Below are 16357 nucleotides of genomic sequence, written 5' to 3'. Positions count from 1 at the left end.
GTATCATATTATAAATATTTACTAATATGATAGCTATTCTATTTTTTTATTAAAAATGTAATCTATTTGCTAATAATAATAAATATATTGCTAATTTATGGAATAAAATAATATATTATGTTATCATTTACAAAGATAGGTTCATATATATTCAATATTTATAAATAAGAAGGGAGAGTGTAAATTTATGAAAAAAAAGCTACATGATTGTAAAAATAGAATTGTAGCATTTACTTTGAGCATAACTATCTTATTAGGAATTTGTCTTCAACCTCCAGTTTTTAAAGTATATGCTATAGAAAATGAAAAAAATACGGATGGAACCTCTGACGAATCTAATAAGTACTCAATTTATCCAATACCACAAAACATTGAATATGATGAAGATGAAACCTCATTTAATTTAAGTAAAGAAGTGAATTTAGTTTTAGAAAGTGGGGTTGATGATCCTACAAAGTTATATGTAGAAGAAGTATTAGCAGAATATGAAATTGATTACACTTTAAATGACAAGCTAAGTGATGGCAAAACAAATTTATGCTTAGGTGTTAATAATTCAAATGAATTGGTTGATGAGTATGTAAAAAATAATATAACAATAAGTAATGAAAATTTATTTGAAAATCCAGATGCTTATTTAATGGACATAAAGGAAGATACAATTGTAATATTGGGTAAAGATACAGATAGTACATTTTATGGAGTATCAACATTAAAGATGATATTATCTTCATTTAATAATATGAAACTATTAAATGCTAAAATTGAAGATTATGCTAGTGTAGCAACCCGTGGCTTTATAGAGGGTTTTTACGGAGGATGGAATTATGATGAACGTGAAAGTTTAATGAATTTTGCGAAGGATTACAAGATGAACTCATATGTATATGCTTCTAAAACAGATCCTTATCATACTAGTAAATGGGATGAATTGTATCCAGCAGAGGAATTAGCTAAGATTGAAGAGCTTGTAAAATTAGGGGAAAAAACAAAGGTACGGTATGGTTGGTCGGTTCATATTTCAGGATTTTTTAGTGGATTAAATGTTTCTGACAAAGAGGAATATGAAATAAGATATCAAAAGCTAATAGCAAAGTTTCAACAGTTATATGACATTGGAGTTCGTAAATTTGATATACTAAATGATGATTTCGGTAGTGGTTCTAATCAAGATGTAGTAGATTTATTAAATCGTCTTGATAATGAATTTATACAGAAAAAAGGTTGTTCTAGAATGGTTTATTGCCCACAGGGATACAATAAAGCATGGTCAGGTAATGGTGAAGAACTTAGAGTATTGAAGGGTTTAAATGAGACAATTGATTTATATTGGACAGGGGATGATGTAAATTCTCCTATTACTCAAGAAACAATTAATTTTTTACAAGAAAAAACAGATCATAAACCTGTATTTTGGCTAAACTATCCAGTAAATGAGCACGCTAAATCAGGAATTTACTTAGGAGATATTACTTATTATGCACGTGATAATGTAAATGGAATGGCTGGCTTTGTATCAAATCCTTCTAGATTTGCAGAGTCTAATAAAGTTGCTTTATTTCAACTTGCTGCATTAAATTGGAATAACAATAATTATTTAAGTAATTCACAGAAAGTTTGGGAAGATTCATTTAAATATTTACAGCCAGAAGTAAGGGAGGCATATTTAACAATAGCTAGAAATATTGCTAATGCACCGAAATCTTCACGTGTACCAGGATTTAATGAGTCAGAGTATTTAAAAACTAAATTAGATAGTATAGTTGAAAAAAGTAAAATGGAAACATTGACGGCAGATGATCCAGAACTACTAGAATTAATTAAAGAGTTTGATAATATGTTAGCAGCTATAGAAGAAATGAGAAACAATTGTACAAATAATGAATTACTAAAAGAATTAGACCCATGGCTTAAATCATTAGAGGATGTTGCAACATCAGGTAAAGAAATTTTAAAAAGTATGATTTCAATATTAAATAATAAAAAGAGTGAAGCTTGGGACTCATTTAGAATAGCAACCAAAGCTTTTGAAACTAAGTATACTTATTTAACTACAGAGGATATACCTAGTGTATATGCAGAAGCTGGAAGTAAACAATTGACACCATTTATTTCTAAAATGATTAACTATGTAAAAAATGATATATTTTCTATATTTGGTGTAGAAGATGATAGCTTTATTCCAAGTATATATGCAGTTATGGGTGGGGTGGAACAAGTAGATAACACAAATACATCGAAAATATTTGATGGGGATGAAGGAACAAGTGCATCATTTATTGTAAATCAAGCTGATGGTGATTATATAGGTATTGATATGGGGAAAACTATATCAGTAAAAAATCTTCATATATTACAAGCAATGAATGATACTCATCATGATTATTTTCATGAAGCTGTTTTAGAATATTCAACTGATGGAACTACATGGAATGAAATTAATACTTACAGTAATAAGGTAAGAATTGATTTAGAGGATTTAAATTTTGAAGCTAGGTATGTGAGATTGCGTTTAATTAAAGATAAGGTAAAGCCTTATTGGACATATATTCGAGAGTTTACTGTTAATAGGGAGGATCAAAAACAACCACGTGTATATACAAATGTTGAAGTATTAAAGGAAACTCCTATAACTATCAATGGAAGTAAAAATAGTATTTGCAACTTGAATAATGTAACTTTAAGAGCAAATGAATATGTAGGGATAAAGTTAGAGGATATAAGTACGGTTTCTAATTTAGTTAATAAAGTTTCTAAGGAAGGATTAACAATTGAATATTCAATTAATGGCAATACGTGGAGTCAATTTAAAGAGGAAAGTGCAAATTTAAAATATATTAGATTAATAAATAAAACAAATGTAAATATTAATTTGGATATAAATGAATTTGGTGTATCTATTACAAATTTAAAAGTAAATCCTAAAATAATGGAAACAAATTTAACAAATGGATTAAAAGAAGGGGATTATAAAAATCTATTTGATAATGATTTATCTACATTTGCATGGACTAACGAAGAACAAGCTATTGGTGATTATATTACTTTTGATTTAGGAAGTACAAGTAAAGTTTATGATGTGAAAGTTATTACATCAGATGGTAATCCTAGGTTATATAATGCTGAAATTCAAATTTCAAAGGATAACAAGGAATGGACAAGCATTGGAAAAGTTATAGATGATAATAGTGTATTTGAAGTTCCATATAGAAATGTAACTGCAAATGGAGAGGGTAAAGAAGCAAGGTATTTAAGGATTTATATAACAGGAAATACAGGATATTATTTAAAATTGCATGAAATCGAAATAAATAAATCTGTAGAAAGTCAAATATTAAGTAATTTAAATAGTAGTCTAAAAGGTAGTATTAATAAAGTTAATGATAAGGATATTTCAACTGTATTTACTCAAAAAGATCCTGTAAGTAATACTGATTATATAGAATATATATTTAGTGAAAATACAAATGTTGATAATATTTTACTTTTACAAGAACCATCAAATGGGGTTATGAAAATAAATACTAAGAATGGTTATAAAGATATATCAGATTTAAATAGTAGTATTATAGATGTAGATACAAAAGAATATGATGACATTTTATCTGTTAGATTAGAGTGGAAAGCAGGTGAAACTCCTTCTATATACGAATTAATGTTCAAATATGGAGAAAGCACAAGTGATGATATTGGAGTAAATGTAGACAATATAATTAGTGACGGACCAAAAGATAAAATTAATAATATTGCTTTAGGTAAGGCAGTTACAGTATCCGGAACAAGTGATGGGAATAAAGACTTTGTAAATGATGGAGATGAAAATACAAAATGGGATAGCAATTTCATTAAAGGAAATAATGCAGATGATAGTGCATGGATAACAATTGATTTAGGTGAAGATAAAAACGAAATTACACAGATAATTGTTAAGTATTTTAATAAAATTTATCCAACTGATTATGAAATTCAGATCTCTAAAGATAATGTAAATTGGGAAACTATAAAAGAGATAGAAAAAAATCATAATGGACCAACATCTCCAGTTGATTCAATTGATTTTGAAACTCCAATAAGTACTAGATATCTAAGATTATTTTTTAAAGAGTTGAATAATGTAGCTGCTGGTAATGGAGTAGGTATTACTGAATTAATGATAATGGGAAAATATATAGATGAGGTAGAAGTTGACTATAGTGCATTAAGCAATTTAATTAATGAGATAAAAGAAAAGGATCTAAGCAACTATACTAAATCAAGTGTAGATAATCTAAATAGTACTCTTAAAGAATCAGAGCTTTTATTAGATAATAAAGAAGCTACACAAGAGCAAATTAACTCAGAAGTGGAAAAACTTAAAGAATTAGTCAATGCATTGGAAGTAAAGATAACAGAAACTTCAAATATTGCACTTAATAAAAATCTAGAAGTATCAGGAACATCTAATGGATTAAAAAGTTATATTAATGATGGAGATAAATCAACAAAATGGGATTCTAATTTTATAAAAGGTGATAGTGCAGATGAGAATGCATGGATAATAGTTGATTTAGGTGAAAAACCAACTATTATAAAAGAAGTTATTATCTCATATTTCAACTTAGTATTTCCAACAAAATATAAAGTTCAAATATCATCAGATCAGGAAGAATGGGTGACAGTTGAAGAAAAAGAACATGAAAGTGGAGGAGCATCACATCCAGTTGATACTATTAAATTAGATAATGAGGTTTCAGCAAGATATATAAGATTTATATTTGAAGAATTAAATTCATCTGCATTAGGTAATGGTGTTGGAATAAATGAACTTGAAGTTATGGGTAAAATTATCAATGAAGAATCTGAATTAGAAAGTGTAGAAGATCATGAACAGAAAGAAGCTATAATTCCAACAAATATAGATTTGTTAAATCTTGATAAAATGAGTAATGTAAATATAAAAGTTGGAAATTTATTACTTGAATTATTAGTTCCTGTAATATGGGATATAAATAATTTTGATGGAAATAAAGCTGGAGTTTATACTTTATTTGGAGAACTAAAGTTAAATAGCCTTGTTAAAAATACAAATAATCTAAAAGCTAAACAAAGTATTATTTTAAAAGAAGAAGATAAGCCAGATGAGACTATTGATAAATCAAATCTTGAAGTTAAAATTAAAGCATTAGAGGATATTGTATCTAATATAGATAAATATATTCCTGAAAGTGTAGAAGAGATACAAGAACTATTGGAAAAAGCACAAGAATTATATAACTCTGAAGATGCTACTCAAGAAATGATAGATGCTATGTGTGAAAAGATAATAGAAGCGATAGATAATGTTAAATTAAAAGATGATAAACCAGATCCAGGTGAAACTATTGATAAATTAAATCTTGGGACTAAAATTAAACTTCTAGAAGAACTTATTGATAATATCGATAAGTATATACCTGAAAGTATAGAAGGAATACAAGAACTTTTAGAAAAAGCACAAGAATTATATAAGGCAGATAATGCAACTCAGGAATCTGTAGATGATATGTGTAATAAAATATCAAAGGCTATAGATAACTCTAAATTAAAAGAAGATAAGCCAGATCAAGGTGAAAGTTTTGATAAAAAAGACCTTGAAACTCAAATTAAAAAATTAGAAAAACTTATTGAAAATATAGACAAGTATATACCTGAAAGTGTAGAAGATATACAAGAACTTTTGGAAAAAGCACATGAATTATTTAGAGATGAAAATGTGACTCAAGAGGTTATAGATGATATGTGCAATAAAATATCCAAAGTTATCGATGATGCTAAATTAAAAGAAACTAATGATGAATATGATACAAATTCAGAAGAAGACATTATTATTAAGGGAGAAACTGGTGATACATCATCTAAAAAATTACCTAATACTGGTTCTAGATTTAATGTTACAGGATTATTAGGATTATTATTTAGTTTTACTGGTATAGCACTTCTTTTAAAGAGAAAATAAAATTAATATTATATAATTAAATAAGGTTAATTAAACTAATAAATAAAACTCCTTCTTAGAAATAATTAATTATTATTAAGAAGGAGTTTTTTATTTGTTGATAAAATATTTATTTATAAATCAGAAAAATATATATAGCTGAAATTTATTAAATAATATAGTAAAATATATGATGAAATTATTAATAAATCAACAAAAGAAGGTGATGAAATGAAATTTAGAGGTATTTTATTTACAATATTATCTGCAGTAATATTTGGGGTTACACCTGCATTAGCTAGTTTAACTTATGAATTAGGTAATAATTCATTATCAATGACTTTTTATAGGAATTTATTTGCGATTCCTTTTTTATTCTTAATATTAAAATATAAGAAGGTTCCTTTAAGAATAGAAGGAAGAGAATTAAAAAATATTTTTATTTTAAGTTTAATAGGAGTTGCTATTACTACAGCTTTACTTTATAGCTCGTATACATATATAGGAATAGGAGCTGCAACAACTTTACATTTTATGTACCCAATTTTTGTTGCTATGGCATGTAAGTTTATATTTAAGGAAAAGTTAGGAAAAGGAAAGATATTATCTTTGATATTAGCTTTTATTGGTGTAGCACTTTTTATGGATACAAAAAGTAGTGGAAATATATCTGGAGCTTTAATGGCTTTAATATCAGGGGGAACTTACGCTTTTTATATATTATGGCTTGATAAAAAAGATTTAGTAAAAATAAATCCGTATAAATTGTCTTTTTACATAGTTACTTTTTCTTCCTTTGAAATGTTTATAGGGAATATTTGGGGATCTTATATTGAAGTTAATCTTCCATTAAAGGCATATATTTTAATGATTCTTTGCTCAATATTAGCATCTATAGTAGGAATAGTATCATTCCAAATAGGTGTATCAATTATAGGATCAACATCGGCAGCTATATTTTCATTATTTGAGCCAATAACTAGTGTAATTAGTGGTATACTATTGTTTAATGAATCACTTAATATAAGTAAACTCATTGGATGTTTAATTATTTTTGTAGCTATTACATATTTGGCAATTGAATCAAAGACAAGAAAAGATACTGTTATCTTAGATAATCAAACTATTTAAATTAGAATATAATAATATGATAAGTATTATTTATATTATTGAAAATTAATCTCAATAGAATTAAAATAGAATTAATTGATTATTTTGTGGAGGTTGTTTTGGATAGAAAATTAATTGAAAAGATAATAGGAAAGAAGAACTATGCTGATTTAAATGATGAAGTATTTAATTTAAGAGAAGTTACTTCAAAAATGAGAGAAATAATAGTATTTAAAGAAAAGTTTACTGAAGAATTTCTTAATGATATAAATAAAAAAGTTATAAATTCTAAATCTGTAATTGATAATATAATTGATGGTCTTGAAAATGATAAGTTTATTTCAGGATATACAAATAGCAAGATTTATTTACTAAAGTATCTAAAAGATTATCAATATAATTTAAATGGAATTTTAAAAACATCTAATCCTTTAAATTATAATAAGTTAATTATATATACTAACAGTTTAATAGATCTTATATTATTATTTTAAAATATGACCACTATTTAATGGTGGTCATATTTCTTTATGTATAATATTTAGCCTTTAGGTTTAAATATTAGTGCGGCAAGGAAGCCAAATACTATTGCAGAAGATACTCCAGCACTTACTGTATTTAACATACCAGTAAAAAGCCCTATAAATCCATATTGTTGAGCTTCCTTAATTGCTGCTGTAACAAGTGTATTTCCAAAACTACTTATTGGAACAAAGGCACCTGCACCAGCAAATTTAACTAAAGGGTCATATAAGCCAAATCCTCCTAAAATTGCACCAATTACAACTAATGTACAAGTTGTATGGGCTGGAGTAATTTTTAAGGTATCCATTAATATTTGACCAATTACACAAATTATACCACCTATAATAAAGGCAAAAATAAATTTTTCCATAATATATCACACCTTTTTACATTTCTATAGATACTGCGTGAGCAATACAAGGTATACTTTCTTTTTGTTGAAAAGATATAGGAGAAAATAGTGCTCCAGTTGCAACTATTAATATCTTTTTTAAATCTCCTTTACGCATACGATTTAATAAGTGGCCGTAAGTTACAGTAGCAGAGCAACCGCATCCACTTCCACCTGCAAAACTAGGTTGTTCTTTCTTATATATTAAAAGTCCACAATCAGTAAATATGTCTATAGGCATATTTATGTTATGTTTTTCAAACAAAGCATTTGCAACTTCATGACCTACTTTTCCTAAATCTCCTGTGGCAATAAGATCATAATGTGTAGCATCAATATTTAAATCTCTAAAATGAGCTTCAATTGTGTCAACAGCTGCTGGAGCCATTGCGGGCCCAACATTATAAGGATCTGATATTCCCATATCTATAACTCTTCCAATGGTTGCAGAAGTTACTTTTGGCCCATTCCCATTTTCTGAAAGTACTGCGGCACCTGCACCTGTTACTGTCCATTGAGCAGTAGGTGGTCTTTGGACTCCATAATCTGTTGGATATCTAAATTGCTTTTCAGCAGCAGCATTATGACTACTTGCAGCTGTAACAACATATTTTGCAGATTTACTGTCTATTAATTGAGCTGCTAACGCCAATCCTTCCATAGAACTTGAGCAAGCTCCAAAGACGCCTAAATAAGGTATTCCTAAAGTTCTTGCAGCAAAGCTACTTGATATTATTTGATTCATTAAATCTCCGCTAAATAGAAAATTAATATCTTCTTTTCTTAGTTTTGCTTTTTCAATAGCTCTATGACAAGCATGCTCTAAAAGAACTTTCTCTGCTTTTTCATAGCTATCTTGACCAAGCCATAAGTCTTCAGTAAGTATATCAAAGTCATTTGCTAAAGCACCGTTAGCTTCAAAAGGTCCACCAACAGCAGAAGAAGATAATATTGTAGGTCTTGATTCAAAAATCCAAGATTGATGACCTTTAAGCATTTACATCACCTCCAACCATATTATTGTCATTTTTATTAAAGCTACTATAAAAGCTGAGATAACTCCATATACTACTATTGCTCCAGCAAGCCTAAACATATTACCTGCAACTCCGAGAACAAGACCTTCGCTTTTATGTTCCATTGAAGCAGATGCTATTGAGTTAGCAAAACCTGTAATTGGGACTGCAGTGCCACATCCAGCCCATTGACTTAGATGATCAAATACTCCAAGTCCAGTGAATAGAGCTGCTAAAAATATTAATAAAACTAAAGTAGGAGATACTGAAGTCTTTTCATCAAAATTAAAATAGTTAATAAATATCCATTGAAATAATTGACCAATAGTACAAATTGCACCACCAACTAAAAAGGCTCTAATACAATTTTTAACTATAGGTCTTTTAGGTTCTATAGTTTTCACTAAAGCATCATATTGCTGTTGAGTAGTGGTCATTTTTTTCTTTTTCATATTTGACATATATTTCACCTTCTAACGTAATAAATATGGTTCTAGTTTCTTTATTACTTTCTCTAATTTCTTTGCATTATCAGAGTACATCTTTTTGGCTTCTAAATTATCTGTGTCTAGAGAAAAAGATATAAGATCTGATATAGATTTTTCAATACTTGCATATAGCATTTCCTTAACTTGAGCCTTTGGAACTTGAATCATATCATCATAAAGATCCAAATATAAATCTCCTGATGAATCTACCTGACCAAGAAATACATTTTCAACAGATACTCCTTGCATTTCTAATTGAGTTGTAAGCCATCCTTGATTTAATCCAGCATTAGTAAGACCCTCATTTAAAATATTACCATCTAAAATCACTGCTTGAGGTTCAGCTTTTGCCCCTATTTTTTTACCTAAATCATAGGATGTAATAGGATTTTTGTCAGCCTTTAAACTAATATTAATATCTCCATTTGATTCCATTAAAGCAAATTCTACATCTGCTAAGTTAAATGCATTTTTTGAACGCATTTGTTGTAGGAATTCTTGGCCTGTAATTCTTTCTTTAGATAAATTGTCTTCCATGATCTTACCATTCTTAATTAAAACTCGTTCTTTTCCATGTAAAATGTTATAAACAGTTTTACTTTTCATTTCAGAATAGTCTAAAATCAGAGGCATAAATACCCAAACAGCCAATGCAACGAATCCCAAATAAAAATTACTTATTAAATTTAAAGACATTAAAGAGATTATAATTGCAATGACAGAATATGAAATAAAATCAAATGGAGTAGACCTAGATAGTGTCTTCCTTTTCATATATTTAGCTATTACTATTGCTATAAAAAATAGAATTATTGATTTAAATAATATTATTAACCAAGTACTCATTGTTTCACCTCACTTAGTTACCTTTATATTGTGGTTCTTCAAATTCCATAGTACCAATCCTTTTTTCTAAATCTCTTTTAATTTTATTTATTTCTCTAGCAGCTTCACTATAAACTTCTTTAGCTTGATTATTACGTTCTTGTAATGAATATATTTCTAGAGTTGATTCAGCTCCTTTTATTGTAGCTAATGTTTGCTTTACTTTTGCAATAGTGCTCATATAAAAGTCTCCTTTATTTTTATTAAATTCCTTGTAAGTTTACTTTAACCTTTATAGAGTATTTTAATTCATTACTTAATAAAAATTATTATTAATATTAAAAAATATTTAAATTTATATGATATAGATAATAGGAAAAATTTTCATTATAAATATATAGAATATTTAATTTCATTATGAACCAAAATATAGTTGCAATATAAAAATACAAAGGAGGAATTTATAATGCCAACAGGAACTAAACTTGAAACAGCATTAGCAAGTGCTAAAGGATTAGCTGCAGATATGAAGACATTCTCATTAGATACAGATAATCAAGAAGCAAAGCAAATGTTCAGTCAGCTTGCAAATACAATGGATGGAGTAGAACAATCACTTCAATCAAGACTTGATTTTGTAAAAGAGCAAGAACCTCAATATAACAAATAGTAAAAACGACATTATATAGATAAAATTTTATCTATATAATGTCTTTTAAAAATAAAATGTACTAATTTAATTAATGTTTTCAAACTTGACTGTTTCTTGTAATCCAGAGTTCATATCTTTTATATTTAGCATCCTATTATTTTTTTCCTCTTCCCCTAAAAGAATAACATATGGTATGGAAAGTTTATCTGCATAATTCAATTTTTTCTTAAGCTTATCGTCTTCAAAGTAAATTTCAACTTTTTTTTCTAAAGAAGATAGTTTATTATAAACTTCAAAGCAATAGTTAAGGGTATCTCCGATCGGGATTATTAAATAATCTACTCTAGATTGCAGTTTATAGTTATCTATAAACCCTATTTCTTTTAATACAAAGAATAATCTAGTTAAACCTATAGAAATACCAACACCAGGTAATATGTTATTTGTATAGTTTTCAGCTAAATTATCATATCTTCCACCTGAGCATATAGAACCATATTCTTCATTATTAATTAATAATGTTTCAAAGACAGTTCCAGTATAATAATCTAGACCCCTTATTATTTTCAAATTGATTATATATTCATTATCCTTTACACCTAAGAAATCTAAAGTATTAATAACTTCTTTTAACTCTTTTATTCCTAAGATAAATTTTTCATCTTTTATATTAAAAGATTCTAACTCCTCTAAAGCAGTTTCTGTTGAACCATTTATATTTATTATTTTACATATAGTTATAGCTTTTTCTTTATCTACGATCCTTTGTAATTCTTCTTCAAATGTTTCTTTACCGATTTTATCGAACTTATCTATTAAAATCATAACTTCGTTTATATTATCTATGTTCAAGTGTTCTAATAAACCTGAAAGGATTTTTCTATTATTAATCTGAAATTTATAATTATCTAATCCAAAAGATTTAAATGCCTTTGAGGCTAAGCTTATAACTAAAGCATCATTTTTAATACTTAGTTTATCTTTACCAATTATATCAACGTCACATTGATAAAATTCTCTATATCTTCCTTTTTGATTTCTTTCACCTCTATATACTTTTCCAATTTGGTATCTTTTAAAAGGGAAGGTTAAATCATTTAGGTATTGAGCTGTATATCTTGCAAATGGAACTGTTAAATCAAACCTTAAGGATAAATTTTTAGATCCTTTAGTGAAAGAATATACTTGTTTTTCAGTTTCTCCAGCAGTCTTTGCTAATAAAACTTCAGATTTTTCTATTATAGGTGTATCGATTGGAAGACAACCATTTTCTTCGTAAATCGTTGTTATTTTACTTACGATATCATTAAAAATTCTTTGCTCATTAGGTAATAATTCCATAAACCCTGGTAATATAATAGGTTTAATAATAGCATTTTTCATTTTCATCTCTCCTTAAAATTATTTAAACAACAAAAAGCCCTGTAGGCATATTCTACAGAGCTAAACTAATATGATTGCACTAATCATAGCCTAGAGAAACAAGCCTACTGGAAATAGACTTGCATCTCAAATAAGATGAAGTCTCTCTAGCGATGATGATGTATGTAATTCAAATATACTAGTGCTTTCATAATATTTCCTCCAAATTTTTATTATTTATATAATAAACTAATAAGTATAAATATTCAAGATAATAAATTATATTTATGTGAAAATAATAGAAAATATTTCTTTATATATCTAAAATATGGTATATTTATTATAAGTTATAGTTATAATAGGAGGATAAATATGGAATTAAAAGATAAAATAAATGAATTAAAAGAATATTTAGGACAATATGAAAGGTTAGAGCAAGCTATAGGCTTAGTTTATTGGGATATGAGAACTAATATTCCTAGTAAAGCTGGAGAGTCAAGATCTAAGGTTCTAGAATATTTATCAGGTGAAAGCTTTAAAATGATAACTAGTACTAAGATAGAAGAATTTATTAAGGATTTAACACCTTATAAGGATGAAATGAACTTAACTGAGAAAAGAATGCTTGAAGAGTTAGAAAGATCTTATAATGAAACTAAGAAGATACCAGAAGATAAATATGTTGCTTATGTTGGGCTTTGTAGTAATTCAGAGTTAGCTTGGGAAAAAGCAAAAGATGCAAGTGATTTTGATATTTTTAAGCCTTATTTAGAAAAAGTGGTTGAATTCCAAAAGGAATTTATTAATTACTGGGGATATAAATATGATAAATATGATACTTTATTAGATAAATATGAATTAGGTCTTACAACTGAAAAATTAGATAAGATATTTTCTGAATTAAGGGATGGTATAATAGAAGTATTAAATAAGGTTAAAGGAAGTAAAAAGAAATTAAATCGTGATTTCTTATATGGGCATTTTGATGCTGATAAACAAAAAGATTTATCTTTATATATACTAGATAAAATAGGATTTGATATGGAAGCAGGCAGACTCGATGTTAGTGTGCACCCATTTACAACCAACTTTGGAAATAAAGATGTTAGATTAACTACTAACTATCATGAAGATGAATTTACTTCAGCTTTATTTAGTACAATCCATGAAGGCGGTCATGGTATATATGAACAAAATATTAGTGATGATTTAGAGTGTACAGGCTTACAAACTGGAGCTTCAATGGCAATACATGAATCTCAATCTAGATTTTATGAAAATATATTAGGTAGAAGTAAGGAATTCTGTTCATATCTTTTACCTGTAGCTAAAAAATACTTTGATGATTTTAAAGATGTAACTTTAAATGAGTTTTATGAAGCTATGAATTATGTTGAAACATCTTTAATTAGAACAGAAGCAGATGAATTAACATATGGACTTCATATTATTATAAGATATGAAATAGAAAAGGAATTAATTAATGGAAGAATTTCTGTAGATGATCTTAAAGACATATGGAATAAGATGTATAAGGAATACCTAGGAGTAGAACCTAAAAATGATGCTGAAGGTATTCTTCAAGATATGCATTGGTCAGATGGTTCCTTTGGTTACTTCCCGAGCTATGCTTTAGGTAATTTATATGGTGCACAAATGTTCAATACATTATTAAATGAAAAACCAAATATAATGGAAGAAGTTAAAAATGGTAATCTTACTGAAATTACAAAGTGGTTAAATGAAAAGGTACATGTACATGGTGCAATATACACTCCAGGAGAACTTATAAAGAGAATTACTGGAGAAGATCTTAACCCAAAATACTTTATTGATTACTTAAAGAATAAATATTATAAGATTTATGATGTAGAATAGAAATAATTAAAAAGTCAGGTATCGAGGATATTTGACTTTTTAATTTTTATATAAGAATGATATAATGTTTTATAATAAAATTATATTCATGGAGTTTTAGAATGGGAAAGTTTAAGAGTATATATATTAATTATTTAAACTTAGACAAAGAAATAAGAGATAAAATTAAAGAATACTCTAAGGAATTTATTTATGATAATAGTAATAATAGGTTATTATTGTCTCAATATATTTTAATGTCTAAAAATTATATATATGAAATAAAAGCTATTGAAGGAACGGCTCATCTTTGGACATGGAGTGATTTTAAAGATGAGGGAAAAGGGAAGATATTGAGTTATAAAACAGAAGGAAATATAATTATAAGTCAGCTAATGGAATTTGAAAAAGAGCTAGATTTAGAGTTATTAAATAAGTATGGGCTAGAAATAGTTCATAGGATAAATTAAGAATTGGGGGAGAAAAAAATGAACGAAACAATAAGCACAATATTAAAAAGGGGATCATTAAGAAAATATGATGAAAAAGACATATCTAAAGAGGACTTAGATTTAATTTTAAAATCTGCTATGAGAGCACCAACAGCTGGTAATATGATGTCTTATTCAGTAATTGTCGTAAAAAACAAAGAAATTAAAGAAAAACTTTCTATAAGCTGTGATAACCAACCTTTTATAAAAACAGCTCCAGTATTATTAGTATTTCTAGCAGATTTAAATAAGTGGTATAAGTACTATGAATATAATAATACAAAATCATTTATGGAAGAAAAAGGTGAGTACTTTGAAGGCCCAACTGAAGCAAATTTAATGCTAGCAACTCAAGATGCAATAATAGCAGCAGAAAATGTAGTAATTGCGGCAGAAAGTTTAGGAATAGGTTCTTGTTACATAGGAGATATTATGGAAAAGTTTGAATATCATAAAGAATTATTAAATTTACCTAAATATGTTTTTCCTATCACTATGTTAACATTAGGCTATTACCCTAAAGGTTATAGTGTTCCATTAAGAGATAGGTTTAATGAAGAATATATTATTTTTGAAGAAGAATACAAGGAATTTTCTGAAGTGGATATTAAGAAAATGTTTAAAGAAAGAGATAGATTATTTGTTACTAAAAATAAATATAATGCCAATAATTATGCGCAATATCATTTCAATATGAAAGTTAAGTCAGAGTTTTCAAAGGAAATGACTAGATCTGTAAAATTAGCATTAGATGAATGGAACGGAAATAAAATATAAAAAGTTTTAAAATAGTTTTTAAAGAATAAAATAAATTTAGATGTTTAACGAAATATTTTCTGGGAAATATTGTAATATTAAAGCTTATGATTAATTTATGATAATGTGTCAATACTCTTAATAAAATAAGGGGGTATTGAGATGAAAAAATATAAAAAAATTTCAATTATAATATTAATTATGCTAGTATTTTTAATTGGAGATCAGATTAGAGTTTATGCTAACTCAGATGAAGAAGTTTTAAAATCTAATTTAAATATTGAAAACTTAATTGAATATATAAATAATTTAGATTTGAGTGAAGAGGAAATTCAAAATATATCAGATAAAAGTAAAACTATATCTAATGATATAAAGGTAAATGCTTCTTTTAAGGATTATAAATTAACAGATATTATAAAAATATATAAAAATTTTGCATCTATGTCGAATGATTTAAAGCTAAATATAGATTTTAGTATAAAGAATGGAGATTTTACTTTAAAAGATAAAGCTAATGGTAATTCTATATTTAAAGGGAATGTTAGTGAAATAAAAAAGTATTTTGAAGTTATTAAAAATAATACAGAGCTTTTAACAACGGAAGTACTCGCTAATATAGATAATGAAACTATAAAGGAAACTATTAAGGAAATTTTATCTGAGGATAATGTTGATGATAGTAATGAAAATTTTAGTACTAATGAAGATTTGAGTGTAAATGAAGAAACTGAAACTACTAAAAATAATAATTATACTACAATTGAGAGTGAGGAAGATATTTCAATAAATGAGAAAAGTTCCATTAATAATAAATTAGGTAGTAGTATGATAATTCCTACATCTATTCTAGTTTTAGCTTTTTTGGTAATAATAATTTCTTATATTAAATTTAGATAATGTATAGATAGAAAAATGATAAAGGCACTAC

The 16357-nt window shown here is 26.9% G+C and carries 14 protein-coding genes; 8 read left to right on the top strand and 6 right to left on the bottom strand.

Annotated features, from left to right (window positions below; genetic code table 11):
- Positions 1-187: 187 nt before the first annotated feature.
- From ACQPVP_RS07420 to ACQPVP_RS07410, 3 genes are all read left to right on the top strand, one after another.
- A complete protein-coding gene (locus ACQPVP_RS07420) occupies positions 188-5974 on the top strand; it encodes a beta-N-acetylglucosaminidase domain-containing protein (protein ID WP_430848656.1) in 5787 nt (1928 codons plus the stop codon).
- A 210-nt stretch (positions 5975-6184) separates the two neighbouring features.
- Entirely contained in the window at positions 6185-7084 is a 900-nt protein-coding gene (locus tag ACQPVP_RS07415; protein WP_430848654.1) for a DMT family transporter, read from the top strand.
- Between the two features lie 98 nt (positions 7085-7182).
- Entirely contained in the window at positions 7183-7557 is a 375-nt protein-coding gene (locus ACQPVP_RS07410) for a hypothetical protein (RefSeq protein ID WP_430848652.1), read from the top strand.
- 47 nt (positions 7558-7604) lie between these two features.
- Here ACQPVP_RS07410 and spoVAE read toward each other — a convergent pair whose 3' ends face one another.
- From spoVAE to ACQPVP_RS07385, 5 genes are read right to left on the bottom strand one after another with little or no spacing between them, the layout of a single operon-like run.
- Positions 7605-7958 (bottom strand): stage V sporulation protein AE, encoded by a 354-nt coding sequence (gene spoVAE / locus ACQPVP_RS07405; protein ID WP_430840904.1) that lies wholly within the window; start codon positions 7956-7958, stop codon positions 7605-7607.
- Between the two features lie 16 nt (positions 7959-7974).
- Positions 7975-8976, bottom strand: coding sequence for a stage V sporulation protein AD (spoVAD, locus tag ACQPVP_RS07400; protein ID WP_430840902.1), 1002 nt, complete (start codon positions 8974-8976; stop codon positions 7975-7977).
- The gene (gene spoVAC, locus ACQPVP_RS07395) at positions 8977-9456 is read right to left on the bottom strand and encodes a stage V sporulation protein AC (protein ID WP_430840901.1); all 480 of its coding nucleotides are present in this window, start codon (positions 9454-9456) and stop codon (positions 8977-8979) included.
- A gap of 12 nt (positions 9457-9468) precedes the next feature.
- Entirely contained in the window at positions 9469-10329 is an 861-nt protein-coding gene (locus ACQPVP_RS07390; protein ID WP_430848650.1) for a DUF421 domain-containing protein, read from the bottom strand.
- 13 nt (positions 10330-10342) lie between these two features.
- The gene (locus ACQPVP_RS07385; protein WP_430848648.1) at positions 10343-10549 is read right to left on the bottom strand and encodes a DUF1657 domain-containing protein; all 207 of its coding nucleotides are present in this window, start codon (positions 10547-10549) and stop codon (positions 10343-10345) included.
- Between the two features lie 225 nt (positions 10550-10774).
- Here ACQPVP_RS07385 and ACQPVP_RS07380 point away from each other — a divergent pair, with 225 nt between their 5' ends.
- A complete protein-coding gene (locus ACQPVP_RS07380; protein WP_430840896.1) occupies positions 10775-10978 on the top strand; it encodes a DUF1657 domain-containing protein in 204 nt (67 codons plus the stop codon).
- 66 nt (positions 10979-11044) lie between these two features.
- On the opposite strand, the gene hisS is transcribed toward ACQPVP_RS07380, so the two are convergent.
- The gene (gene hisS / locus ACQPVP_RS07375) at positions 11045-12343 is read right to left on the bottom strand and encodes a histidine--tRNA ligase (RefSeq protein WP_430848646.1); all 1299 of its coding nucleotides are present in this window, start codon (positions 12341-12343) and stop codon (positions 11045-11047) included.
- Positions 12344-12694: 351 nt separating this feature from the next.
- Here hisS and ACQPVP_RS07370 point away from each other — a divergent pair, with 351 nt between their 5' ends.
- The 4 genes from ACQPVP_RS07370 to ACQPVP_RS07355 all read left to right on the top strand — a co-directional run bounded on the left by ACQPVP_RS07370 (position 12695) and on the right by ACQPVP_RS07355 (position 16326).
- On the top strand, positions 12695-14200 hold the full coding sequence (locus tag ACQPVP_RS07370; RefSeq protein ID WP_430848644.1) for a carboxypeptidase M32: 1506 nt from the start codon (positions 12695-12697) through the stop codon (positions 14198-14200).
- Between the two features lie 101 nt (positions 14201-14301).
- Positions 14302-14649, top strand: coding sequence for a hypothetical protein (locus ACQPVP_RS07365; RefSeq protein WP_430848642.1), 348 nt, complete (start codon positions 14302-14304; stop codon positions 14647-14649).
- Between the two features lie 18 nt (positions 14650-14667).
- On the top strand, positions 14668-15447 hold the full coding sequence (locus ACQPVP_RS07360) for a nitroreductase family protein (RefSeq protein ID WP_430848640.1): 780 nt from the start codon (positions 14668-14670) through the stop codon (positions 15445-15447).
- Positions 15448-15588: 141 nt separating this feature from the next.
- The gene (locus ACQPVP_RS07355) at positions 15589-16326 is read left to right on the top strand and encodes a hypothetical protein (RefSeq protein WP_430848638.1); all 738 of its coding nucleotides are present in this window, start codon (positions 15589-15591) and stop codon (positions 16324-16326) included.
- Positions 16327-16357: the final 31 nt, after the last annotated feature.

Source organism: Clostridium nigeriense, assembly GCF_050585265.1.
GTDB classification, from domain to species: Bacteria; Bacillota; Clostridia; order Clostridiales; family Clostridiaceae; genus Clostridium; species Clostridium nigeriense_B.
This window is presented reverse-complemented; position numbering and strand designations above follow the sequence as displayed.